Annotated in this window: 17 protein-coding genes; 4 read left to right on the forward strand and 13 right to left on the reverse strand. The window is 72.0% G+C overall.

The annotated features are described in order from the left end of the window. Positions 1–21: 21 nt before the first annotated feature. The 3 genes from OHS71_RS08210 to OHS71_RS08220 all read right to left on the reverse strand — a co-directional run bounded on the left by OHS71_RS08210 (position 22) and on the right by OHS71_RS08220 (position 4,432). Positions 22–1,434 carry a phytoene desaturase family protein gene (locus tag OHS71_RS08210; protein ID WP_328478330.1) on the reverse strand — a complete coding sequence of 471 codons (1,413 nt, stop codon included), beginning with the start codon at positions 1,432–1,434 and terminating at the stop codon, positions 22–24. A gap of 190 nt (positions 1,435–1,624) precedes the next feature. Further along, positions 1,625–2,482, reverse strand: a complete 858-nt coding sequence (locus OHS71_RS08215; RefSeq protein ID WP_328478332.1) for an inositol monophosphatase family protein — start codon at positions 2,480–2,482, stop codon at positions 1,625–1,627. 123 nt (positions 2,483–2,605) lie between these two features. Next, entirely contained in the window at positions 2,606–4,432 is a 1,827-nt protein-coding gene (locus OHS71_RS08220; RefSeq protein ID WP_328478334.1) for a gamma-glutamyltransferase family protein, read from the reverse strand. Positions 4,433–4,666: 234 nt separating this feature from the next. Here OHS71_RS08220 and OHS71_RS08225 point away from each other — a divergent pair, with 234 nt between their 5' ends. Further along, the gene (locus tag OHS71_RS08225; RefSeq protein ID WP_328478336.1) at positions 4,667–5,335 is read left to right on the forward strand and encodes a hypothetical protein; all 669 of its coding nucleotides are present in this window, start codon (positions 4,667–4,669) and stop codon (positions 5,333–5,335) included. A 104-nt stretch (positions 5,336–5,439) separates the two neighbouring features. On the opposite strand, the gene OHS71_RS08230 is transcribed toward OHS71_RS08225, so the two are convergent. The 9 genes from OHS71_RS08230 to OHS71_RS08270 form a co-directional block, all read right to left on the reverse strand. Continuing rightward, positions 5,440–6,975: an NCS1 family nucleobase:cation symporter-1 gene (locus OHS71_RS08230; RefSeq protein ID WP_328478338.1), complete on the reverse strand. Its 1,536-nt coding sequence runs from the start codon at positions 6,973–6,975 to the stop codon at positions 5,440–5,442. 161 nt (positions 6,976–7,136) lie between these two features. Beyond that, positions 7,137–8,156 carry a TIGR03842 family LLM class F420-dependent oxidoreductase gene (locus OHS71_RS08235; protein WP_328478340.1) on the reverse strand — a complete coding sequence of 340 codons (1,020 nt, stop codon included), beginning with the start codon at positions 8,154–8,156 and terminating at the stop codon, positions 7,137–7,139. 11 nt (positions 8,157–8,167) lie between these two features. Continuing rightward, positions 8,168–9,571, reverse strand: coding sequence for a dihydropyrimidinase (hydA, locus tag OHS71_RS08240; RefSeq protein WP_328478342.1), 1,404 nt, complete (start codon positions 9,569–9,571; stop codon positions 8,168–8,170). Positions 9,572–9,665: 94 nt separating this feature from the next. Next, positions 9,666–10,508 carry a nitrilase-related carbon-nitrogen hydrolase gene (locus OHS71_RS08245; protein WP_328478344.1) on the reverse strand — a complete coding sequence of 281 codons (843 nt, stop codon included), beginning with the start codon at positions 10,506–10,508 and terminating at the stop codon, positions 9,666–9,668. 179 nt (positions 10,509–10,687) lie between these two features. Continuing rightward, positions 10,688–12,304 (reverse strand): PucR family transcriptional regulator, encoded by a 1,617-nt coding sequence (locus tag OHS71_RS08250; protein WP_328478346.1) that lies wholly within the window; start codon positions 12,302–12,304, stop codon positions 10,688–10,690. A gap of 29 nt (positions 12,305–12,333) precedes the next feature. Continuing rightward, entirely contained in the window at positions 12,334–13,617 is a 1,284-nt protein-coding gene (locus OHS71_RS08255; RefSeq protein WP_328478348.1) for an aspartate aminotransferase family protein, read from the reverse strand. Next, positions 13,614–14,456, reverse strand: coding sequence for a nitrilase-related carbon-nitrogen hydrolase (locus OHS71_RS08260; RefSeq protein WP_328478350.1), 843 nt, complete (start codon positions 14,454–14,456; stop codon positions 13,614–13,616). The genes OHS71_RS08255 and OHS71_RS08260 overlap by 4 nt, the downstream gene beginning before the upstream one ends. A 181-nt stretch (positions 14,457–14,637) precedes the next feature. After that, positions 14,638–16,434, reverse strand: a complete 1,797-nt coding sequence (locus tag OHS71_RS08265; RefSeq protein WP_328478352.1) for a hypothetical protein — start codon at positions 16,432–16,434, stop codon at positions 14,638–14,640. A 144-nt stretch (positions 16,435–16,578) separates the two neighbouring features. Further along, entirely contained in the window at positions 16,579–16,830 is a 252-nt protein-coding gene (locus OHS71_RS08270; RefSeq protein ID WP_328478354.1) for a helix-turn-helix domain-containing protein, read from the reverse strand. Positions 16,831–16,862: 32 nt separating this feature from the next. On the opposite strand from OHS71_RS08270, the gene map reads away from it, so the two are divergent. After that, positions 16,863–17,633 carry a type I methionyl aminopeptidase gene (gene map, locus OHS71_RS08275; protein WP_328478356.1) on the forward strand — a complete coding sequence of 257 codons (771 nt, stop codon included), beginning with the start codon at positions 16,863–16,865 and terminating at the stop codon, positions 17,631–17,633. Between the two features lie 456 nt (positions 17,634–18,089). Then, positions 18,090–20,642, forward strand: coding sequence for an ATP-dependent Clp protease ATP-binding subunit (locus OHS71_RS08280; RefSeq protein WP_328478358.1), 2,553 nt, complete (start codon positions 18,090–18,092; stop codon positions 20,640–20,642). 39 nt (positions 20,643–20,681) lie between these two features. On the opposite strand, the gene ggt is transcribed toward OHS71_RS08280, so the two are convergent. Next, positions 20,682–22,493 carry a gamma-glutamyltransferase gene (ggt, locus tag OHS71_RS08285; RefSeq protein WP_328478360.1) on the reverse strand — a complete coding sequence of 604 codons (1,812 nt, stop codon included), beginning with the start codon at positions 22,491–22,493 and terminating at the stop codon, positions 20,682–20,684. Positions 22,494–22,636: 143 nt separating this feature from the next. Between ggt and OHS71_RS08290 the strand changes: the two genes are divergently transcribed. Next, positions 22,637–23,383, forward strand: coding sequence for a hypothetical protein (locus tag OHS71_RS08290; RefSeq protein ID WP_328478362.1), 747 nt, complete (start codon positions 22,637–22,639; stop codon positions 23,381–23,383). The last annotated feature ends 34 nt before the right edge of the window (positions 23,384–23,417 follow it).

Raw genomic sequence — 23,417 nt, forward strand, 5'->3', positions numbered from 1 at the left:
CAACGGGAACGCGCCGCCCCGTCACTTTTGTTGCCGCAGCCTGCGCCACACCGCCTTCGCCGCGTTGTGACCCGACATCCCGTGCACGCCCGGGCCGGGCGGGGTCGCCGACGAGCAGAGGAAGACCGCCGGGTGCGGAGTGGCGTAGGGGAACGCCGTCAGCTTGGGCCGCAGCAGGATCTGGAGCCCGGAGACCGCGCCGGTGGCGATGTCTCCGCCCACGTAGTTGGCGTTGTGCGCGGCGAGTTCGGCGGGGCCCGCGGTCCGCCGGGCGAGGACCCGGTCGCGGAACCCGGGGGCGAAGCGCTCCAGTTGGCGTTCCATGACGTCGGTGAGGTCGCCGGTCCAGCCGTTGGGCACATGGCCGTACGCCCAGAAGACGTGCTTTCCGGCCGGGGCGCGGGTGGGGTCGACGACACTGGGCTGCACCGTGATCATGAATGGCCTGTCGGGCGCCCGGCCCTCCCGGGAGGCCGCTCGCAGCGCGGCGCCGATCTCCGCGCTGTCCGCGCCGATCTGCACGGTGCCGGCTGCACGGGCCTCCTTCGCGGTCCACGGCACCGGGCCGTCGAGCGCGTAGTCGATCTTGAAGACGCCGGGGCCGTACCGGTATCCCCCGTAGTAGTCGCCGAAGCCGGCGATGCGGCCGAGCGCCGTGGGTGAGGTGTCGAAGACATAGGCGCGGGCCGGGGGCAGGTCGTCGAGGCGCTTGACCTCGTAGTCGGTGTGAACGCTGCCACCGAGGTCCTCGAGGTAGGCGGCGAGCGCGTCCGAGAGCGACTGGGAGCCGCCGCGGGCCACCGGCCAGCCCCGGGCGTGCGCGGCGAGGGCGAAGACCAGTCCGACGGCGCCGGTGGCGAACCCGCTCAGCGGGGCCATGACATGCCCGACAAGACCGGCGAACAGGGTCTTGGCCCGCTCGTCACGGAAGCGGCGGCTGAGCCAGGTGGACGGGGGCAGGCCGACCAGGCCGAAACGGGCCAGCGTGACCGGGTCGCGGGGCAGCGCGGTCAGGGGCAGTGACATGAAGTCGCGGACCAGTGTGTCCCACTTGGGCAGAAAGGGCTCGACCAGGCGGCGGTACGCGCCCGCGTCACGCGGCCCGAAGGAGGCGGCCGTCTCGGCGACCGACCTCGACAGCACCGCGGCACTGCCGTCGAGGAAGGGGTGGGCCATCGGCAGCTCGGCGTGCAGCCACTCCAGGCCGTACCGCTCGAGGGGCAGCGCGCGGAACGCGGGTGAGTTGATGCCGAGGGGATGCGCGGCGGAGCACGGGTCGTGGCGGAAGCCCGGCAGGGTGAGTTCCTCGGTGCGGGCTCCTCCGCCCACGGTGTCCCGCGCCTCGAACAGCGCCACGGAGAAGCCGCGCCTGGCCAGCTCCACCGCCGCGGTCAGCCCGTTGGGCCCCGCTCCCACCACGACCGCATCGAGCATCGACGGCACTTCGACCCCTTCGTCAGCCGGTGACCTCCGTAGACCGGTGGCCCCGGCATGCAGGATATGCCGGGGGTACGACAACACCGGCGGCGCGGGGCCCTCGAAACATCGCGGGTCGAAACCGTCCCCCGGACGCCCCCGTCGGAACCGGGGCTTCCCCGGGGGTGCGCGTCAGCCCGTCAGCCCGTCAGCCCGTCAGGGGACCGGTGCCCGCCAGCAGTCCCGCCACCCGGCGGGCCGTCGCCGCGTCCCGGGCCGCCGTGAACGGCAGTGAGTTGCCGCCCGTGACACGGAACGGCTCGCCCGTGAGCGTGAGGTGGGCGCCGCCCGCCTCCTCGACCAGCAGCAGTCCGGCCGCGTGGTCCCAGGCCGCCTCCCAGGAGAACGCCGTCGCGTCCGACTCGCCCCGGGCTATGGCGAGATACTCGAGCCCGGCCGACCCGCACGCACGCGGTGCGACCCCGTCCGTCCGCAGCGCGAGCAGGGCACGCTTCTGGTCCTCGGTCGTGTAGTCGGGGTGGGAGGTGGCCACCCTCAGGTCGCGGCCGGGCTCGGGCGGGCCGGCGAACAGGCGCTCGCCGTCCAGGAAGGCGCCGCCGCCCCGGACGGCCGTGGCCAGCTGGTCACGGGCCGGAGCGTAGGTCCAGGAGGCGTGCAGGACGCCGTGCCGGACGAGCGCCACCAGCGTGCAGAAGCCGTCGTTGCCGTGCACGAACTGCCGTGTCCCGTCGACGGGGTCGACGATCCAGACGGGGGCGTCGCCCTGTATCGCCTCGTAGGTGGCCGGGTTGGCGTGCACCGCCTCCTCGCCGACGACGACCGAGCCGGGCAGGAGGGCGCCGAGGACCTGCGTGAGGTACAGCTCGGCGTTGCGGTCGGCGTCCGTCACCAGGTCGTGCGGTCCGGCCTTCTGCTCGATCTCGTGCGCGGCGAGCCGGCGGAAACGAGGCATGATCTCGGCCGCGGCGACCTTGCGGACCGCCTCCTCCACGTCGGTCGAGTGGCGGGCGAGAAACTCGTCGATGGTTTCCGTGTCTTCGATCATGCCTCCATGAGAGCACGCCCCACTGACAATCCCCACCCGCCCGGTGCATCACGGGTGGAATCGGGATGAAGAAGCGGAGAGCGGCCTCCACGCACTCGCCCCGCGAACGACCGCGCTCCCGGGTCAGCGGCCGACCGCGTATCCCTGCATCCCGCGCGGGTTCGCCGCCGCGAGCAGGATTTCGGTGTCCGGGTCGCGGGCCACCGCGCAGAGCCGGCCCTCGGACCACGGGTCGCCGACGGTGACGTCGTGACCGCGCCGCCGCAGCTCCCGCACCACCTCCGCCGGCATACGGGACTCGACGGTGACGCTGCCCGGCCGCATGCCGCGCGGATAGAAGGAGCCGGGGAAGCCGTCGTTGTGCCAGTTCGGGGCGTCGATGGCGCCCTGGAGGTCCAGGCCGCCACGCACCCGCGCGCGCAGGGCGACGGCCAGCAGGAAGTGCAGCTGCCACTGGTCCTGCTGGTCACCGCCGGGCGTGCCGAACGCCAGCACCGGCACGCCGTCGCGCAGCGCGATCGAGGGGGTGAGGGTGGTGCGGGGGCGGCGTCCGGGCGTCAGCGAGTTCGGCAGGCCCTCCTCCAGCCAGGTCATCTGGAGCCGGGTGCCGAGCGGGAAGCCCAGCTCGGGCACGACCGGGTTGGACTGGAGCCAGCCGCCGCTGGGCGTGGCCGCGACCATGTTGCCCCAGCGGTCGACGACGTCGAGGTGGCAGGTGTCGCCGCGGGTGGCCCCCTGCGGCCCGGTCTGCGGTTCGCCCGGCACGGGGGACGTCGGGCTCTTGGCGACCGTCGGCTCACCGGCGCCCATCGGACCGGAGGCAGGGTCGTCGGTGACGACCGTGTACGCGTGCGTGCTGAGCCGCGGGCTACGCCCGCCGGGGCTGCCCGGCCGCAGCTCCCAGGACGCCTTGTCGCCGATCAGCCGCCGCCGGTCCGCGTTGTAGCCGTCGGCGAGCAGTTCCCGCAGCGGGACGTCGGCCGCGTCGCCGTACCAGGCCTCGCGGTCGGCCATGGCGAGCTTGCAGCCCTCGATCAGGAGGTGGACGTAGTCGGCGGAGCCGTACGCGGGCAGTTCGGGCGGGAGCAGGGCGAGTTGCTGGAGGAGGGACGGGCCCTGGCTCCAGGGGCCGGCCTTGCACACGGTCCAGCCGTTCCAGTCGTGGGTCGCCGGGGCCTCGTAGGACGCGGACCAGGCGGCGAGGTCGGCGGCCTCGAGGGTGCCGGTGTGCCGCTCCCCGCTGGTGTCCAGGGTGGGCCGGGCGGCCTGCCGGACGAGCGCCTCGGCGACGAACCCGGTGCGCCAGACCTCCCGCGCGGCGTCGATCCGCGCCTCCCGGTCGCCCGCTCCGGCGGTCTCGGCGAGCAGCCGCTTCCAGGTGGCGGCGAGGGCGGGGTTGCGCAGCAGGGTGCCGGGACGCGGCGGCTCCCCGCCCGGCAGGTACACCTCCGCCGACGTCGTCCACTCCGTCTCGAACAGTTCCCGGACGGTCGCGACGGTCGCGCCGACGTTCTCCACGGGCGCGTGTCCGTGCTCGGCGTACCCGATGGCGTACTTCAGCACCTCGTCGAGGGACCTGGTGCCGTGGTCGCGCAGCAGGAGCATCCAGGCGTCGAACGCGCCGGGCACGGCCGCGGCCAGCGGCCCCGTGCCGGGGACGAGGTCCAGGCCGAGCGCCCGGTAGTGGGCGACCGTCGCACCCGCAGGCGCCACTCCCTGTCCGCACAGCACCTGCACCTCGCCACGGGCCGGGGCGAGGAGGACGGGGACCTCGCCCGCAGGCCCGTTGAGGTGCGGTTCGACGACGTGCAGCACGAAGGCTCCGGCCACGGCCGCGTCGTAGGCGTTGCCGCCGCCCTCCAGGACGGCCATCGCCGACTGCGAGGCCAGCCAGTGCGTGGAGGACACCATGCCGAAGGTCCCCTGAAGGGTGGGGCGGGTGGTGAACACGGAAACGCTCCTCACTGCGCGGCGGCCGGTCCGGCGATCGTACGGCCGGCACTGATGACCTTTTTCTGCACATCCGCGCCAATTACCCGGCAATGCCGGGGAGCTGGCGCGGCCCTTCGTCACCACCCGTGCACACAGCGAGTTTTCGCTTCCGCCCCACAGGCAGTCGTGTGAGACTGGCGTCCTTGTCCGCACTGCGGACTCCGTCCGCACCGTCCCCCACGAAAGTGCGTCGTGCGCTCTCTTCCACTGCCGCTCGCCCTCACCGCGCGTCTGACCCCCGTGGTCGTGCTCGCCTGTGCGGGCTGGGCGATGTCCTCGGGCCCGCTCACCGAAACGCAGGACACCGCGGCCAAGGACACGCGGAAGACCGAGTCCGAGAAGTCGTCCGGCCCCTCCACCACGGCCGTGTCCAAGACGTACTCCGCGGCGCCCGCCCCCTGCACCGGCGTGACCGCGAAGACGGTCGCCGCCCTCGTGCCGGGCGCCAAGGCGGCGGGCAAGGAGATCCCGTCGACGGACACCGCCCTGCGCCGCACCTGCTCCTGGAACGCGCTCAAGGGGTACGACTACCGGTGGCTCGACGTCTCCTTCGAGCTCACGGACTCCGACCAGGCGGCACAGAGTTCGTACAAGGAGCGCACCGCTGAGAAGAGCGGCGGCGGGGCGGTGCCCGGGCTCGGCGACGCGGCCTACTCGGTGGTGAACCTCACCACGCAGGACAAGCAGCAGACGCGTGAGGGCATCGTCATCGCCCAGGTGTCCAACGCGCTGGTCATCGTCAACTACAACGGCAGCGACTTCGAGACGAAGAAGGCGCCCAGCACCGACGAGATCAACAAGGGTGCGATCAAGGCGGCGAAGGAAGTGGTCGCCGCCCTGGTGAACGGCAAAAAGAGCTGAACGCCCCGCGGGACGGCGGCAAGAGCTGAACGGCGTACGAGAAACGGCCGGAAGAGGCAGTTCACTCTTCCGGCCGTTTCTCGTTCCCGTCGGCGTGCCACGGGTCAGACGGCGTCCTCCCGCTCCTGCCGCGGGGGCGCCAGCAGCATCAGGGCCAGATACAGCACCATCGAGGTGCCGAGTCCGACCGCCCAGCCGTAGTCGGCGAGGGTTTCCAGCGCCGGGATCGGCCGTCCGTCGATCAGCGGTTTGAAGCTGGCGCCGCCGACGGCCAGCACTCCGCCGGTCAGGAAGGCCACCACGGCCCGCCAGTTCCAGCCGCCGTCGTACCAGTAGCGGCCTCCCGCGCGGTACAGGTCGGTCAGGTCGAGCCTGCCGCGGCGCAGGACCCAGTAGTCGGCGATGAGAATGCCGGCGACGGTGCCCAGCAGACCGCCGACCAGCCCGAGCCAGGTGAAGATGTAGCCCTGCGGGTCGGAGTACAGCTTCCACGGGAAGATCAGCACCCCGAGGACACAGGTGGCGAGGGCGCCGGTACGGAAACTGATCTTCCGGGGAGCGACGTTGGAGAAGTCGAAGGCCGGCGAGACCAGGTTGGCCGCGACGTTCACCGACAGGGTCGCCACCAGCACGGTGACCAGCGCGAACAGCAGGCCGAAGACATTGTCCGTCTTCGCGGCGAGCTGTACCGGGTCCCAGATGGTCTCGCCGTACACCGCCTGGGAACCGGAGGTGACCATCACCGACAGCAGCGCGAACAGCGTCATGGTCGTGGGAAGACCGAGAGCCTGTCCCCAGGTCTGTGCCTTCTGCGACTTCCCGTACCGCGTGAAGTCGGGGATGTTCAGCGACAGCGTCGACCAGAAGCCGATCATGCCCATCAGGGACGGCCAGAACAGCTTCCAGAAGTCGCCGCCCCAGCCGAGCTTGGAGGGCTGGTCGAGCAACGGCCCGAATCCGCCCGCCTTGTCGCTCATCCAGACCAGCATCACCAGCGCGCCGACGAGCACGAAGGGCGCCGCCCAGTTCTCGAAGCGCCGGATCGTCTCCATGCCCCGGTAGATGATCGCGACCTGGAGCGCCCAGAAGATCGCGAACGACAGCCACATGGTCCAGGCGTAGCCGCCGATCTTCCCGGCGTCGGACCAGCCGTTGCCGATCAGCTTCCCGGCGAGGAAGTAGATCGCCTCACCGCCGATCCAGGTCTGGATGCCGAACCAGCCGCACGCCACCAACGCCCGTACGACGGCGGGCAGGTTGGCGCCGCGGACGCCGAAGGAGGCGCGGGCGAAGACCGGGAAGGGGATCCCGTACTTCGGCCCCGCGTGCCCGGTGAGCAGCATCGGGACCAGCACGATGAGGTTGGCCAGGGCGATGGTGAGCACCGCCTGCTTCCAGTCCATGCCGACGGCGATCAGACCGGAGGCCAGTGTCCACGACGCCGTGTTGTGGGCCATGCCGACCCACAGCGCGGAGAAGTTGTACGTGGTCCAGGTGCGCTTCTCCACCGGGACCGGGAGCAGGTCCTCGTTGGCGTAGGGGCCGCTGGGCTGCGGCGAACCAGGGGCGATCTCCACCCGGCCGTCGGCCAGGGTGACTTGAGAGGTCGGCGGTATGGCCGTGGGAGCGGTGTCGGTCATGGGCAGGCCAATCAAACGAGGGGCGGATCCGGAAAGGCCGTGCGGGGTCTCCGGGCCCCCTCCTCCGAGGTGCGGAGGAGGGGAGAACTGGAGTGGGGGGAGGGGAAGTCGAGCGGTGTGCCGGGGGGCCGCCGGGCCCTACGGCGGTCCGGGTGCGCAGGTCAGCCGTTGACGGCCGGGATCACCGTCGTGCCGTAGGCGTCGATGGTGGCCTCCCGCGCGTCGTGCATGTCGTAGACGGCGAACTGGTCCACGCCGAGCTCGCGCAGCGCGGTCAGCTTCTCGATGTGCTTCTCGGCCGGTCCGATCAGGCAGAACCGGTCGACGATCTCGTCGGGCACGAACGCGGTGTCGGGGTTGTCGGCCCGCCCGTGGTGCGAGTAGTCGTACCCCTCGCGGGACTTGATGTAGTCGGTGAGCTCGTCCGGTACGGCGGCCGAGTGCTCGCCGTACTTGGAGACGAGGTCGGCCACGTGGTTGCCGACCATTCCGCCGAACCACCGGCACTGCTCACGCGCGTGGGCGAGCGCCTCGGGCGAGTCGTCCTCGGTGACGTACGCCGGCGCGGCGACGCAGATCCTCACCTCGTCGGGGTCACGGCCGGCGGCGACGGCCGCGTCCTTGACGGCCTTCACCATGTACTCGGTGAGGTAGAGGTCGGCGAGCTGGAGGATGAAGCCGTCGGCCTCCTCGCCGGTCATCTTCAGCGCCTTCGGGCCGTAGGCGGCCATCCAGACGGGGAGCCGGGCGTCGTCCTTGATCCAGGGGAACCGGACGACGGTGCCGCCGAGGTCGGCCTCCTCGCCCGAGCCGAGGGCCCTGATGACCTTCATGGCCTGGCTGATCCGGGCGAGCGTGTTCGGGGCGCGGCCCGCGACGCGCATGGCGGAGTCGCCGCGGCCGATGCCGCACACCGTGCGGTTGCCGAACATGTCGTTGAGGGTGGCGAAGGTGGAGGCGGTGACCTCCCAGGTGCGGGTGCCGGGGTTGGTCACCATGGGGCCCACAGTGAGCCTGCTCGTGTTAGCCAGGATCTGGCTGTAGATCACGAACGGTTCCTGCCAGAGCACGGCCGAGTCGAAGGTCCAGCCGTAGGTGAAGCCGTTGTCCTCGGCGCGCTTCATCAGCTCGACGACCTTCGAGGCCGGGGGGTCGGTCTGGAGGACAAGTCCGAAGTCCATGTGCCTTGCTCCTAGTTGAGGTACTGACAGGTGGAGCGCGGGGTGTAGACGCCATGACCGGCGTGTCCGGTGTACTCCCGCTCGGTGATGACGGGTTCGCCCCGCGACAGGACCGTCTCGACGCGGCCGGTGAGCCGCTTGCCCTCGTACGCCGAGTAGTCGACGTTCATGTGGTGGGTCTCGGCGGAGACGGTCTGCTCGGCGTGCGGGTCGTAGATGACGACGTCGGCGTCGGCGCCCGGGGCGATGGTGCCCTTCTTGGGGTACATGCCGAACATGCGGGCCGGGGTGGCGCAGGCGATCTCGATCCAGCGGCGGCGGCTGATGTGCCCGTCGACGACGGCCTGGTGCAGCAGGTCCATCCGGTTCTCGACGCCCGGCAGACCGTTGGGGATCTTCGAGAAGTCGCCCCTGCCGAGTTCCTTCTGGCCCACGAAGCAGAAGGGGCAGTGGTCGGTGGAGACGACCTGGAGATCGTTCGTCCTGAGGCCCTGCCACAGCTTGGCCTGGTGCTCCCTGGGGCGCAGCGGCGTCGAGCACACGTACTTCGAGCCCTCGAAGCCGGGCTCCGCGAGGTTGTCCGTCGACAGGAACAGGTACTGCGGGCAGGTCTCGCCGAAGACGTTCAGCCCCTCGTCGCGCGCCCGCGCCAGTTCCGCGACCGCCTCCATCGCCGACACGTGCACCACGTACAGCGGGGCTCCGGCGACCTGGGCGAGCTTGATCGCGCGGTGGGTGGCCTCGGCCTCCAGGAGCGCCTTGCGGACCTCGCCGTGGTAGCGCGGGTCCGTCTCGCCGCGGGCCAGCGCCTGTTCGACGAGGACGTCGATGGCGATGCCGTTCTCCGCGTGCATCATGATCAGTCCGCCGTTGTCGGCGGAGCGCTGCATGGCGCGCAGGATCTGGCCGTCGTCGCTGTAGAAGACGCCGGGGTAGGCCATGAACTGCTTGAAGGAGGTGACGCCCTCCTCCACCAGCAGGTCCATCTCCTTCAGGGTGTCCTGGTTCACGTCGGAGACGATCATGTGGAAGCCGTAGTCGATCGCGCAGTTGCCCTCGGCCTTGGCGTGCCAGGCGTCGAGGCCCTCGCGCAGGCTGTGCCCGACGCTCTGCACGGCGAAGTCGACGATCGTCGTCGTGCCGCCCCAGGCGGCCGCCCGGGTACCGGTCTCGAAGGTGTCGGAGGCGAAGGTGCCGCCGAACGGCAGCTCCATGTGGGTGTGGACGTCGACCCCGCCCGGGATCACGTACTTCCCGGTGGCGTCGACGACCCTCTCGGCGGTCCAGGCCCCGGCGGCCGGGGTACCGGAGGCCGCGAGGGCGGCGATACGGCCGTCCTCGATCAGGACGTCGGCGTGGATCTCGTCGGACGCGGTGATGACGAGACCACCCCGGATGACGGTTCGGCTGCTCATTCTCCCTCTCCTGCCGTGTTCAACACTGGTGTCGTGCCTGAGGGGTGCCGCCGGTCCGGCCCCCGTGCACCGGACCGGCGACGGCCGCGGCCGACTAGGGCGCGGTCAGCGGGGGGTAGGCGTCGGGACGGCGGTCCCGGTAGAACTGCCAGCGGTCGCGCACCTCGCGCAGCTTGGCCATGTCGAGGTCGCGGACGACGAGTTCGCTCTCCTTGTCGCTCGCCACCTCCCCGACGAACTGCGCCTCCGGGTCCACGAAGTACGACGTCCCGTAGAAGTCGTTGTCGCCGAGTTCCTCGACGCCGACCCGGTTGATCGCGCCGACGAAGTACTCGTTGGCGACGGCCGCCGCCGGCTGCTCCAGCTGCCACAGGTACGCGGACAGTCCGCGCGAGGTCGCCGACGGGTTGAAGACGATCTCCGCGCCCTCCAGTCCCAGCGCGCGCCAGCCCTCCGGGAAGTGGCGGTCGTAGCAGATGTAGACGCCGACCTTGCCGACGGCCGTCTCGAAGACCGGCCAGCCCACGTTCCCGGGCCGGAAGTAGAACTTCTCCCAGAAGCCCTTCACCTGCGGGATGTGGTGCTTGCGGTACTTGCCGAGGTACGAGCCGTCCGCGTCGATCACGGCGGCGGTGTTGTAGAGGACGCCCGGCTGCTCCTCCTCGTACATCGGCAGCACCAGGACGATGCCGTGCTCCCTGGCGAGCGCCTGGAAACGCTTCACGATGGGGCCGTCCGGGATCTGTTCGGCGTACTCGTAGAACTGCGGGTCCTGGACCTGGCAGAAGTACGGTCCGTAGAACAGCTCCTGGAAGCACAGGACCTGAGCACCCTGCGCGGCCGCGTCGCGGACCGCCTGCTCGTGCACCTGGATCATCGATTCCTTGTCGCCGGTCCAGGCCGTCTGGAAGACGGCGGCACGGATCACTCTGCTCATCGGGACCTCCGGTCGCTCGGTGTACGAGGAGCCTAGGAAGCCGGCCGGTCCGCTTTGAGTTGCACGGTGTCACGCCTGCGGGCGTCCGGCGTGCCACCGTGTCACGTCTTCCCGGACCCATGTTTCACCACCGTTTTCCCTGGTCGTCCTGTGTTTCGAGGGTGTTGCCCGCAGCCCGGTCAGCTCTGCTGCGCATCGTGTGCGAGGAGCGCGATGTGCACCGAGGCGGCCTGTTCGAAGTCGTCGAGGTCCACGCCGAGCCGTCCCTCTATCGCCTCCAGCCGGCGGTACAGCGCGGGCCGCGAGACGTGGTGGAGCTGGGCGGTGCGGGATTTGTTGCGGCCGGTCGAGAGATAGGTCCGCAGGACGGCGAGCAGGTCGTCCCCTGCCGCGCACAGCAGCCCGTCCAGCTCCCGTTCGGCGAACGACTGCACATGCGGGTCGTCGCGCAGCAGCCGGACCAGTCCGCGCAGATGGACGTCCTTGAGGCGGACGACGGCCGGGAGGTCGAGGGCGGCCGAGGAGTCGGCCACGGCGTCCGCGACATGCTGGGCCTCGCGCAGCCCGGCGGACACGTCGTCCCAGACGGTGCGCGGGTCGGCCGCCGCGACAACCGTGCGGCTCTCGCCCGACTCGGTCCGCAGCCGGGCCGCGAAGTGCGCGGCGAGTGCCTCGGCGTCCTGGTCGCGGGCGAGGCTGAGCAGCACGGCGGTGGCTCCGTCGGCGAGCTCGGCGACCAGCCCGGGCATTCCCAACAGGCGCAGCATCCGCTCCAGTTGGCCGGGATCGCCGTCGCGCACGACGAGCGGGACGAAGGTGCGCCGGTTGACCGGGAGCCCGGCGGCCCGGGCCCGGGGCAGCAGTTGCCTGGCCGGTACGACACCGGAGACCAGGTCGGTGAGCAGGCTCTGCGCGGACTGTTCCTCCCAGGTGTGGGCGGAGGTGCCGCCGAGCATGCGGTGCAGGACGAGGGCCTCGGCGGCCCGGTCGGCGAGCAGCCGTCCGCCCGCGGTGTCGCCGCGGTGGCCGCAGAGCATGATCTGCCCCCACCGCTCGCCGCGTCCGCCGAGCTCGGCGCGGATCCAGCCGTCGCCCTGGCTGCCTCCCCCAGTGCCTGAACGGCCTGGGTGGTGCCCCCATGCCTGGCGGGCGATGCGTTCCCAGTCCCGCAGCACGTCGTCGACCGCCGACCGCTCCCCCGCCGTCGCCAGCACCCGGTGGGCGAGGTTGGTGACGACGACGGGACAGGCAGCGTGCTGGGCGATCACGTCGAGCAGCAGCTGGAGCGGGGCGCCCGCGGTGATCAGTCCGGTGAGGGCGGTGCGTACGGCCTCCGACAGGCTGACGGCGGCGAACTTGCGCCGGACCAGCCGGGACTGCACCTCCTCCGTCAACTCGGCGAAGGGGAAGGGGCGGTGCAGCACGACCATGGGCAGCCCGCACCGCTCGGCGGCGCGCCGCATCACTCCCGGGGTGGCGGGGAACGCCCGTCCGAGGCCCAGCACCACGGCCGCGGCCTCCGCGCGGTGCAGGGACTGGATGTACTCGGTCTGCGCGTTCTCGTCACCGGCGAGCAGCACTCCGGTGGTGAGGACCATCTCGCCGCCGCTGAGCATCACGCCGACGTCGGAGGCCTCGGCGACGTGCACCCAGCGCACCGGCCGGTCGAGCTGGCCCGCGCCGGCCACCACTTCGGGCTCCCCGGCCAGCACCCTTTCCAGGGCCAGGACCTGACGGACCGACAGGGCGGGTTCCAGGGGGTCTACGGCCCCCCAGGGCTCCTGGGTGAGGGTCATGGCGTTGCGTTCCCTTGCTCAGACCTGCGCTACTGCGTGCTCCTCAGCGCGCCTTCGAGGACGGCGGCGCCCTCCTCGGCCTCCGCCACCGTCAGGGACAGCGGCGGGGCGACGCGCAGGGCGCTGGTGTCGTGGCCGCCGCCCTTGCCGATCAGCAGCCCGCCGGCGCGGGCCGCCTCCAGTACGGCGGCCGCCCGGTCCGGGTCCGCCCGGTCGGTGCCGGGCCTGGTCAGCTCGACGCCGATCATCAGCCCGCGCCCGCGCACCTCCCGTACCCCCGGATCCTGGGCGGCGACGGCCCGCAGCCGCTCGATGAGCAGGCCGCCGACCCGCCGGGCGTTGCCCTGGAGGTCGTGTTCCAGGAGGTAGGAGAGGTTGGCGAGGCCGGCCGCCATGGTGACCTGGGTGCCGCCGAACGTGGAGATGCTGTTGGCGTCCAGGCAGTTCATGATCTCCGCGGGGGCGATGACACCGCCGATGGCCATGCCGTTGCCGATGCCCTTGGCGAACGTGACGATGTCCGGCGGACCGTTGCGACCGTGCGCCTGCCAGCCCCAGAAGTGCTCGCCGGTGCGGCCCCAGCCGGTCTGCACCTCGTCGGCGATCCACAGGATCCCGTGTTCGTCCAGCACCTCGCGGAAGGCCGCGTACAGGCCGTCCGGCGGTGAGGTGAACCCGCCGACGCCCTGGATCGGCTCGGCGATCAGGGCCGCGGGCGCGCGGGTGTGGCCGAGGAGGTCCTTCAGGTCCGCGACACAGGCGTCGATGAACTCCGCGTCGCCGAGACCGGCGAAGGGGCCACGGCCCCGCACCCCGCCGTGCACGTACAGCGTCTGGAGGGGGGACAGGGAGGTCGGCGACCAGCCGCGGTTGCCGGTGATGCCGACGGCGCTGAAGGAACGGCCGTGGTAGCTGTTGCGCATCGCGACGACGGTGTTGCTGCGCCGGTAGGTCGTCGCGAGCAGGAGGGCCGTGTCGTTGGCCTCGGTGCCCGAGGTGGTGAAGAAGACCCGGGCGTCGGGGATGCCGCTGACGTGGGCGATGCGCTCGGCGAGTTCGACCATGGGCCGGTTGAGGTAGAGCGTCGACGAATGGATGATCCGCCCTGCCTGCTCGCTCACGGCCTTGGTGACCTCGGGCAGCGCGTGCGCGGTCATGGTGGTGAGGATGCCGCCGAAGAAGTCGAGGTACTTGTTGCCCTCGGCGTCCCACACGTGCCGGCCCTCGCCGTGGGTGATCTCCAGCGGGTGCTCGTAGTAGAGGGCGAGCCAGTCGGGCAGGACGTTGCGATGGCGGGCGTGGAGTTCGCTCATGGCTGCACCAGCCCGTCGTAGGCGTCGGGACGGCGGTCACGGTAGAAGGCCCACTGCTGCCGGACCTCCTCGACCAGGTCGAAGTCGAGGTCGCGGACAACGAGTTCCTCGTCCTTGTCGCTCGCGACCTCGCCGACGAACTTTCCGCGCGGGTCGACGAAGTACGACGTCCCGTAGAAGTCGTTGTCCCCGTACTCCTCGACGCCGACGCGGTTGATCGCGGCGACGAAGTACTCGTTGGCGACGGCGGCCGCGGGCTGTTCCAGCTGCCAGAGGTGGGCGGAGAGGCCACGGTGGGTCGCGGACGGGTTGTATACCAGCTGGGCCCCGTTGAGGCCGAGTTGCCGCCAGCCCTCGGGGAAGTGCCGGTCGTAGCAGATGTAGACGCCGACCTTGCCGACGGCCGTGTCGAAGACGGGCCAGCCGAGGTTGCCGGGCTTGAAGTAGTACTTCTCCCAGAAGCCCTTCACCTGGGGGATGTGGTGCTTGCGGTATTTCCCGAGGTAGGAGCCGTCGGCGTCGATCACGGCGGCGGTGTTGAAGTAGAAACCGGACTGTTCGACCTCGAAGACCGGCACGACGACGACCATGCCCGTCTCGCGCGCGAGCTCCTGCATACGACGCACGGTCGGCCCGTCGGGAACCGGCTCGGCCCAGCGGTAGTGCTCCGGCTCCTGGACCTGACAGAAGTAGGGAGCGTTGAAGACCTCCTGGAACCCGATGATCTTCGCGCCCCGGCGGGCCGCCTCGCGGGCGTGCTCCTCGTGTTTCGCCACCATGGACTCGGTGTCACCGGTCCAGGTGGCCTGGACGAGTGCGGCACGTACGACGTTGGCCATGAGCTGCTCCTTCGACGGGACGTCAGAGCCTCTACGCCCGTAGACGAAGGTCGTAGAGGGACGAACGTAAGCCTCCGGGACGGGCTTGCCAAGACCATCGTCGTTAACCCGCCGAGTCGATCGCGTTTCACACTCCGGTGGGGCACCCGCGGGGCGTACGGCGTAAGGGAGGCGACCCGGGTCAGGCGGTGAAGCCGGCGACCCTCAGGGCGTGCACCAGGTCCCAGTGACGCTCCTCGGAGACGGTCTTGGCCGCCGCCAGCAGCAGCGGGACGAGGGTCTGCGGGGCCGGGGCAACGCTGCGGACCGCCTCCTCGGGGGTGCGGACCCGGACGTAGGCGTCGAGCAGTGCGCGGACCTCGCGCAGTCGGCCCGCCTCGACCAGGCCGAGGACGGCCTGTCCTATCTCGCCGGCCGGCCGGGCGACGCCCTGGCGCAGGATCTGTTCGCCGTCGGCCGTGCGCCCCACCGCGACCAGCGCGTCGGCCGCGGCGACGAGCCGGTCGGCGGGGAGGGAGGCGGCCTCCCAGAGCAGGGTGGTCCAGTCGGCGGTGAGCCCGGCGCGCTGGAGTTCGGCCGCGAGCAGCGGGATGCGGGCGGCCGGCCAGTACGCGAGCTCGACGAGCAGGGCGTGCGCCTCGCCGCTGCGGCCTTCGCCGCGCAGCCGCACCAGCCGCTCCACCGTCTCGACGGTCTCGCGCCGGGCCGCCCCGTCCAGCGGCTCGCGCTGCGGCTCGCGCTGCGGCTCGGAGCGCCGCTCGCCCTTTCCGGCGGCGGCCCCGGCGAAGCGCGCGCCGCGCGGGGTGCGGCGCGCGGTCGGGGCGGGCACGGGAGCCGCGGGCCGGCCGTCGGGCGGCACGGCGACGGCGGCGGTGTCCTCGTCCTCGGCCAGACCGGCGAAGCGGGCGCTGCCCCGTCGGCGCTTGCGCTGCTTGGGGACGGCGGCCGGGGCGGGGACGTCGCCGGCGTCCCCCACCGACCCGGGCCCGGAGGCGCCGGCCCCCGGTACCCCGGCCTCATGCCTGTCATCACCGCGACCGCCGGCGGACTCGGCGGCCCCGTCCCCGCCCGACACCGCGTGCGCCCCCGCCGCGGGGCGGGCCGCGGATGCGGCGGTGCCGTACCCGTCGAAAACTGCGTGCGCGTCGACCGTGGACCGGGCCGCGGGCTCGGCGGTGCCGTACCCGTCGGAAGCTTCGTACGCCCCCGCCGCGGGGTGGGCCGTGGGTTCTGCGGTGCCGTAAGCGGCCGATGCTTCGTGTGCGCCGACCGTGGGGCGGGCCGTCGGCTCGGCCGTGCCGTACCCGTCGGAAGCTTCGTACGCCCCCGCCGCGGGGCGGGCCGCCCGCCCGGCCGTGCCGTAAGCGGCCGGGGCCTCGTGTGCGGGGTCCGCCGCGGGGCGCCCGGTGGGGCCGGAGGCCGGGCTCGGGGCGGTGTGCGGGGTGTGCGCCCGGGTGGGGCCGGTGGCCGGGAGCCGGTCCGACTCCGCCATCCGGTGGCGGAGTTCGGCACACCGGGCGGTGGCCCGCTGGTGGTCGTCGTGGGCCCAGGCCAGGTCGAGACGGATGGCGTCGGTCTGCTCCTGGGTGTCCGCGGCCGGGAGCCGGCGGCTCAGCTCGGCCAACCGTTCGGCGGCGTAGCGCTGTTCACGGAGCATCACGTCGAGCCGGTCCCCGAGCGCGTCGCGGCCGCCGGGCCGGGCGTCATGGGCGGCGAGTGCGGCGGCGTGCAAGGGCCGCACCTGTGCGGCCTGCTGTGCGGCGACCGCGGTTCCGTACTCGGCGGCGAGGTCCTGGAGCACCGCCTCCACCACGTCCCAGGGCGGCATCTCGCGCCCCTCGAGGCATGCTTGCATACCCTCGGGATCGCGCTGCCAGAACACCCCGCACCAGCCGGCGCCCTGGTCGAGGCGCGACAGCAGTCTGTTCAGGTAGCTTGCGAACTCCCGCACCTCACCCGGGAGTTGATCCACAGCCATCGCTCGACTCCCGCCCAGACCGGAAACTTCCGGTTCGTAGAAAACACCAGCCGTGTTACAGCGCGGCTACGGCCGCTTTGCGAAGCTGACGCGACGGCGGGTTCCGCGTGATCCGGACCATGCGCGGACAGCGCCCCCAGGGTGTCACGCGGGGGCGGGCACGCACAGCCCCGCCAACTCGTCCATCGACAGGCCGAGCACGCGGGCGAGCGCGGCGACGGTGAAGAACGCCGGGGTCGGCGCGCGGCCGGTCTCGATCTTGCGGAGGGTCTCGGCGGAGATGCCGGCGCTCGCCGCGATCGCGGTCATGCTGTGGCCGCCGCGGGCCTCGCGCAGCAGCCGGCCGAGCCGCTCGCCGCGTTCTCGCTCTTCCGGGGTCAAGGGGGTGCGCACCATGCACCCATTCTAATACCGGTATAGTAATTGGCATGGTGGAACTGAAGACGGACACGTCGATCGAGGCCATGTACGAGGCGGGGCAGGTGGTCGCCCGGGCGCTGACAGCCGTGCGCGACGCCGCCGACGTGGGCGTATCCCTGCTGGAGCTGGACGAGCTGGCCCACGACGTACTGAGGGCGGCGGGGGCGACGTCGCCTTTCCTCGGCTACCGCCCGTCCTTCGCCATGACGCCCTTCCCCGCGGTGCTCTGCGCCTCCGTGAACGACGCCATCGTGCACGGCATCCCCACCGGCTACCGGCTGCGCGACGGCGACCTCGTCTCGATGGACTTCGGCGCCGCGCTGAACGGCTGGGTCGGCGACTCCGCGATCAGCTTCACCGTGGGCACGCCGCGTGCGGCGGACGTCCGGCTGATCGAGACCGCCGAGCGCGCCCTCGCGGCCGGCATCGAGGCGGCGGTCGTCGGCAACCGCATCGGCGACATCGCGCACGCGATCGGCACCGTGTGCCGGACCGCGGGCTACGGCATCCCGGACGGCTTCGGGGGCCACGGAATCGGCCGCCACATGCACGAGGACCCGGGGGTCCCCAACGAGGGCCGCCCCGGGCGCGGCTACCCGCTGCGCCCCGGTATGGCCCTCGCGATCGAACCGATGCTGATCGCCGGCGGCGGGGACGGCTATCACGAGGCGCCCGACGGCTGGACCCTGCGGACGAACGACGGCTCGAGGGCGGCCCACGTGGAACACACCGTGGCGATCACCGAGGCAGGCCCCAGGATCCTCACCGAGCGACGGTAGGACCGTCCCGGCGCGCCGTGCGCGGCCGGACCGCCCGGCGGGCTCCCCCACGGTCACCCCTCGCCACGGCCCAACCGAGCGGGGGTGCGAGCGACTCCGACGGGCGCCGGGCCGCCTGAGCCGGGCTCCTCCACCCCGCCGGTGCGACCGCGCCGAAGGATGCGGGACCGCGTCGAACAGCGGCTCCCCCTCGTCACGAGCAATGCCGACGGCCGGGCTCCACCTCAACCGGTGCCCGGCCACCACACCGGCGGCGAGAGGGCCGCATGGCCCGGGCCCGCCGGACGGCGACTGCGTGAGGACGCGGGTGTCCGGCGAGGGGCGGCGCGGCCCCGGACCCGTGGCCGTCGCTGCGCATGCCCACGGTGGACGATCGTGCGAAGGTGGGTGTAATCGCCCCCAGCCGAGGGCACCCGGCACCGGCACCGGCATCGCCCGTCGATCGAACGGAACGCCATGACCAGCGGTTTCACCGGCCCGGAGGGCTACGGCGACCCCTTCGGCGAGTTCCTGGCCCGCTTCTTCGGCGGACCTCGCCCCGGCCCCCGTCAGATCAACATCGGCCAACTCCTCAGCCGGCCGGCGAGGGACCTCGTGCGCGACGCGGCCCAGTACGCCGCCGAGCACGGCAGCCGTGACCTGGACACCGAGCACCTGCTGCGCGCGGCCCTCACCGCGGAGCCGACGCGTGGTCTGCTCAGCCGGGCCGGGGCCGACCCGGACGCCCTCGCGACGGAGATCGACGAGCGGTCGGGTCCCGTCCAGCACCCGCCGGGCGAGGCGCCACCGCCGACGTCGCTCTCCCTGACCCCGGCCGCCAAACGCGCCCTGCTGGACGCGCACGACCTGGCCCGCTCCCGCGGCGCGGGGTACATCGGCCCGGAGCACGTGCTCAGCGCCCTCGCCGCGAACCCGGACTCCGCGGCCGGCCACATCCTCAACGCGGCCCGCTTCGCCGCCTCGAGCCTGCCGCCCGAGCCGCCGGAGGCCGCGCAGACGGTCCGCACCGGCGACCGGCAGCGGCCCACCGGCACCCCCACCCTGGACAAGTACGGCAGCGATCTCACGGAACTGGCCCGCCAGGGCCGCATCGACCCGGTGATCGGGCGTGACGACGAGATCGAGCAGACCATCGAGGTGCTCTCCCGGCGCGGCAAGAACAACCCGGTGCTGATCGGCGACGCCGGCGTCGGCAAGACCGCCATCGTGGAGGGGCTGGCCCAGCGGATCGCGGACGGGGACGTGCCGGACGTCCTCGTCGCCCGGCGCGTGGTCTCCCTGGACCTGACGGGCGTGGTCGCGGGCACCCGCTACCGCGGCGACTTCGAGGAACGCCTGACCAACATCGTCGACGAGATACGGGCGCACTCCGACCAGCTGATCGTCTTCATCGACGAACTGCACACCGTCGTCGGCGCGGGCGGCGGGGGCGAGGGCGGGTCCATGGACGCCGGCAACATCCTCAAGCCGGCCCTGGCCCGCGGCGAACTGCACATCGTGGGCGCGACGACGCTGGAGGAGTACCGGCGGATCGAGAAGGACGCGGCGCTGGCCCGCCGTTTCCAGCCGATCCTCGTCCCCGAGCCGTCCGTCGCGGACGCGCTGGAGATCCTGCGCGGGCTGCGCGACCGCTACGAGGCCCACCATCAGGTCCGTTACACCGACGAGGCGCTGGTCGCGGCCGTGGAGCTGTCCGACCGCTACCTCACCGACCGGCGCCTGCCCGACAAGGCGATCGACCTGATCGACCAGAGCGGCGCGCGGGTGCGGCTCGGCGCCCGCACGAAGGGCACGGACGTACGGGCCATGGAACGCGAGGCCGAGGAGCTGGCCCGTGACAAGGACCAGGCGGTCGCGGACGAGAGTTACGAGCAGGCCACCCGGCTGCGGGACCGCATCACCGAGTTGAAGCAGCGCATCGCGGACGCCAGCGGCGAGAACACCTCGGACGAGGGCCGGCATCTGGAGGTCACCGCGGAGGCGATCGCCGAGGTGGTGTCCCGGCAGACCGGCATCCCGGTCGCCAGCCTCACCCAGGAGGAGAAGGACCGTCTGCTCGCCCTGGAGGAGCACCTGCACGAGCGGGTGGTCGGTCAGGAGGAGGCCGTACGGGTCGTCGCGGACGCGGTGCTGCGTTCGCGTGCCGGGCTCGCCAGTCCGGACCGGCCGATCGGCAGCTTCCTGTTCCTCGGTCCGACCGGCGTCGGCAAGACCGAACTGGCGCGCGCCCTGGCGGAGTCGCTGTTCGGCAGCGAGGAGCGCATGGTCCGGCTCGACATGAGCGAGTACCAGGAGCGGCACACGGTCAGCAGGCTGGTCGGCGCCCCGCCCGGCTACGTCGGCCACGAGGAGGCCGGGCAGCTGACGGAGGTCGTGCGCAGGCACCCGTACTCCCTGCTCCTGCTCGACGAGGTGGAGAAGGCGCACCCGGACGTCTTCAACATCCTGCTCCAGGTCCTCGACGACGGCCGGCTCACCGACTCCCAGGGCCGCACGGTCGACTTCACCAACACGGTCATCGTGATGACCAGCAACCTGGGTTCGGAGGCGATCACCCGGCGTGGCGCCGGCATCGGTTTCGGCTCGGGAGGCGCGGACGCCGACGAGGAGGCGCGGCGCGAGCAGATCCTGCGGCCGCTGCGTGAGCACTTCCGGCCGGAGTTCCTCAACCGGATCGACGAGATCGTCGTGTTCCGGCAGCTCACCGGAGAGCAACTGCGCCGGATCACCGACATGTTGCTGGCGAGGACGCGTCGCCTGACGCAGGCGCAGGGCATCTCGGTCGAGTTCACCGAGGCCGCCACGGGCTGGCTCGCCGAGCGCGGTTACCAGCCCGAGTACGGGGCCCGCCCGCTGCGTCGGACCATCCAGCGCGAGGTCGAAAACCAGCTGTCCCGGCTGCTGCTCGACGGGCGGCTCGAGGAGGGCGACCGGGTGACGGTGGACGTCGAGGACGGGCGGCTCGCGTTCCGTACGCGTACCGGCGAACCACCCGCCCCCGAACTCTGACGCCGCCCAAGTGCCCTTGCTGCTGCGGGCGTCAGTGCGTCACGCCGCCGGGTGCACCACCTGTGCCGAGCCGCCGCCGCGCCGCACGGTCTCGGCGGCGGCCAGCCACTTGCCGTTCGGCAGCCGCTGCACGCCCGTGGCGGCGCCGATCTCGGGGTTGAGCTTGAAGGAGTGCCCGATGGCCTCCAGTCGGGCGCGGAGCCCCTCGGGGGTGGTGTCGTTGTAGAGCGCGGGCTCCAACTCCGTCTGAGCGGCGTTGCGCTGGCTCGCTCGCGGCGCGGCGATCGCGTCGACGAGCGGCAGACCGCGGTCGAGGAACCCGGTCAGGGTCTGGAGCACGGTGGTGATGATGGTCGCGCCGCCGGGCGAACCCAGCGCCACCACGGGCTTGTTGTGACCGTCGAGCACGATCGTCGGCGAGATCGACGAGCGCGGCCGCTTGCCCGGGCCGGGCAGGTTGGGGTCGTGGACGGCCGGGTTGGCGGGGGCGAAGGAGAAGTCCGTCAGTTCGTTGTTGAGCAGGAAGCCGCGGCCGGGCACGGTGATGCCGCTGCCGCCGGTCTGCTCGATGGTGAGCGTGTAGGAGACGACGTTGCCCCACTTGTCGGCGACGGTCAGGTGCGTGGTGTTCTCGCCCTCGTAGGTCGTCGGAGCCGCCGTGCCGCCCGTGCCGCAGGCGGCCGGGTGACGCGGGTCGCCCGGCGCGACCGGGCTGGTGAGGACGGCGTCGTCCTTGATGAGGCACGCGCGTGAGTCGGCGTACTTCTGCGACAGCAGCTGCCGGGTGGGCACGTCCTCGAAGGCGGGGTCGCCGACCCAGCGCCCGCGGTCGGCGAACGCGATGCGGCTGGCTTCGAGGTAGTGGTGCAGGTACTGGACGTCGCTCGCCTTCGAGAGGTCGGTCCTCTCCAGGATGTTGAGGGCTTCGCCGACCGTCGTCCCGCCCGAGGAGGAGGGCGCGATGGAGTAGACGCCCAGGCCGCGGTACGAGGTCCTCGTGGGCGCCTGGAGCTTGGCGCGGTAGGCCGCGAGATCCTTGCCCGACAGCGCGCCCGGCCGGGCGTTCCATCCCGAACCCGGGTCCACCGGCGGCTTGTTGACCGTGGCGACGATGTCCTCGCCGAGGTCGCCCCGGTAGATCGCGCCGACGCCCTTGCGGGCCAGTTCCTCGTAGGTGCGGGCGAGGTCGGGGTTCTTGAACGTCGAGCCGACGACGGGGAGCCGGCCGCCGGGCAGGAACAGCTCGGCGGTGTCCGGGAAGTAGCGGAAACGGGTCTCGTTGGCGGCGGTCTGGGTGCGGAAGGTCTCGTCGACGGTGAATCCGTCGCGCGCGATGCGCTGGGCGGGCTTCAGGACCGTGCCGAGCTTTTCGCTGCCCCACTCCTTCAGCGCGGTCGCCCACGTGGCGGGTGTCCCGGGCGTGCCGACCGCCAGACCGCTGCTCACGGCATCGGCGAAGGCGAGCGGCTTGCCGTTCTCCAGGAAGAGACCGGAGTCCGCCGTCAGCGGGGCGGTCTCGCGCCCGTCGATGGTGTGCACCGTACGGGATCTGGCGTCGTAGTAGACGAAGTAGCCGCCTCCGCCGATGCCGGAGGAGTAGGGCTCGGTGACTCCGAGGGCGGCGGCCGTCGCGACGGCCGCGTCGACGGCGTTGCCCCCCTTGCGCAGCACCTCGATACCGGCCGCGGAGGCGTCCGCGTCGACGCTGGCGACGGCACCGCCGTACCCGACGGCGACCGGTGCCTTCCCAACAGGGGCCCTCCCGGCGGCGGGTGGCGCGGCGGCCCCCACCGTGACCACGGCGGCCGAGACGGCCAGGACCGACAGTTTCCGCGCGACAGGGCGACGCATCCGTACCTCCAGTCCGGGACAGTCCGCGCAGCGTAACCAGATTCAGGGGGCCCCGACAGCCTCCTTCCGGGCACTGTCATACGAACGCCACACCTCGAACACGGGTACGCTCCGGTCGCGCTCGCCCGCTAGCATGCGCGCCCATGAACGACGACGTGCGCAACATCGTGCTGGGCGTGGTGGCGGCCGGCATCAGTGCCGCGCTGGGCTGGCTGACCCGCACCTACCTGTGGAAGCGCAGACTCCGGCGCAAGCAGGCGTTCTTCGGGCTGCCCGAGAACTCGGAGTGCCTGCTCGTGGTCAACCGCGACGCGGGCAGCGCCGATCTCGCGGTGCACCGCCACGACGTGTTCGCGTTGCTGGAACTCGCCGCGCTCATCAAGGACTGCGGCGCGGGGGCCGAGGTCGTCACCCAGGACGCGGCCCGGCAGGGTTTCGGGGAGCGTACGGAGTTCTGCGTCGGCGGCCCGGGGTCGAACCGGCGGATGGCCGCTCACATCCAGGCCATGCTGCCGGGGGTGCGCGTGAACACCGACCACGAACCGGGCCCCGACCGGCTGGCGTTCCAGATCGGCGACGAGCACTTCCGCATGGACCCGGGCGTCACCGAGTACGTCCTGCTGGCCCGTCTCACGGCCGGTCAACGACGCGGCGGACGGCCGGTGTTCCTGTTCTGCGGCCAGCGTGCGATCAACAACCAGGCCGCCACCCGCTATCTCGTCCGCAACCACGAGCGGCTGGCCCGCAAACACGGGAACGGCTCCTTCGTCCTGCTGCTGAAGGTGATCAACTCCCAGGCGTACGGCCCCGATGTGGTCGAACTGGTCGAGGACGTGACCCGGGCGGCGCAGGCTCCGCTGCCGCCCGCGACAATCGTTACTCCCACGTAACTTACCGAAGGTTACCCTCAGTGGGACAGGAAGG

Source organism: Streptomyces sp. NBC_00377, assembly GCF_036075115.1.
Taxonomy (GTDB): Bacteria; Actinomycetota; Actinomycetes; order Streptomycetales; family Streptomycetaceae; genus Streptomyces.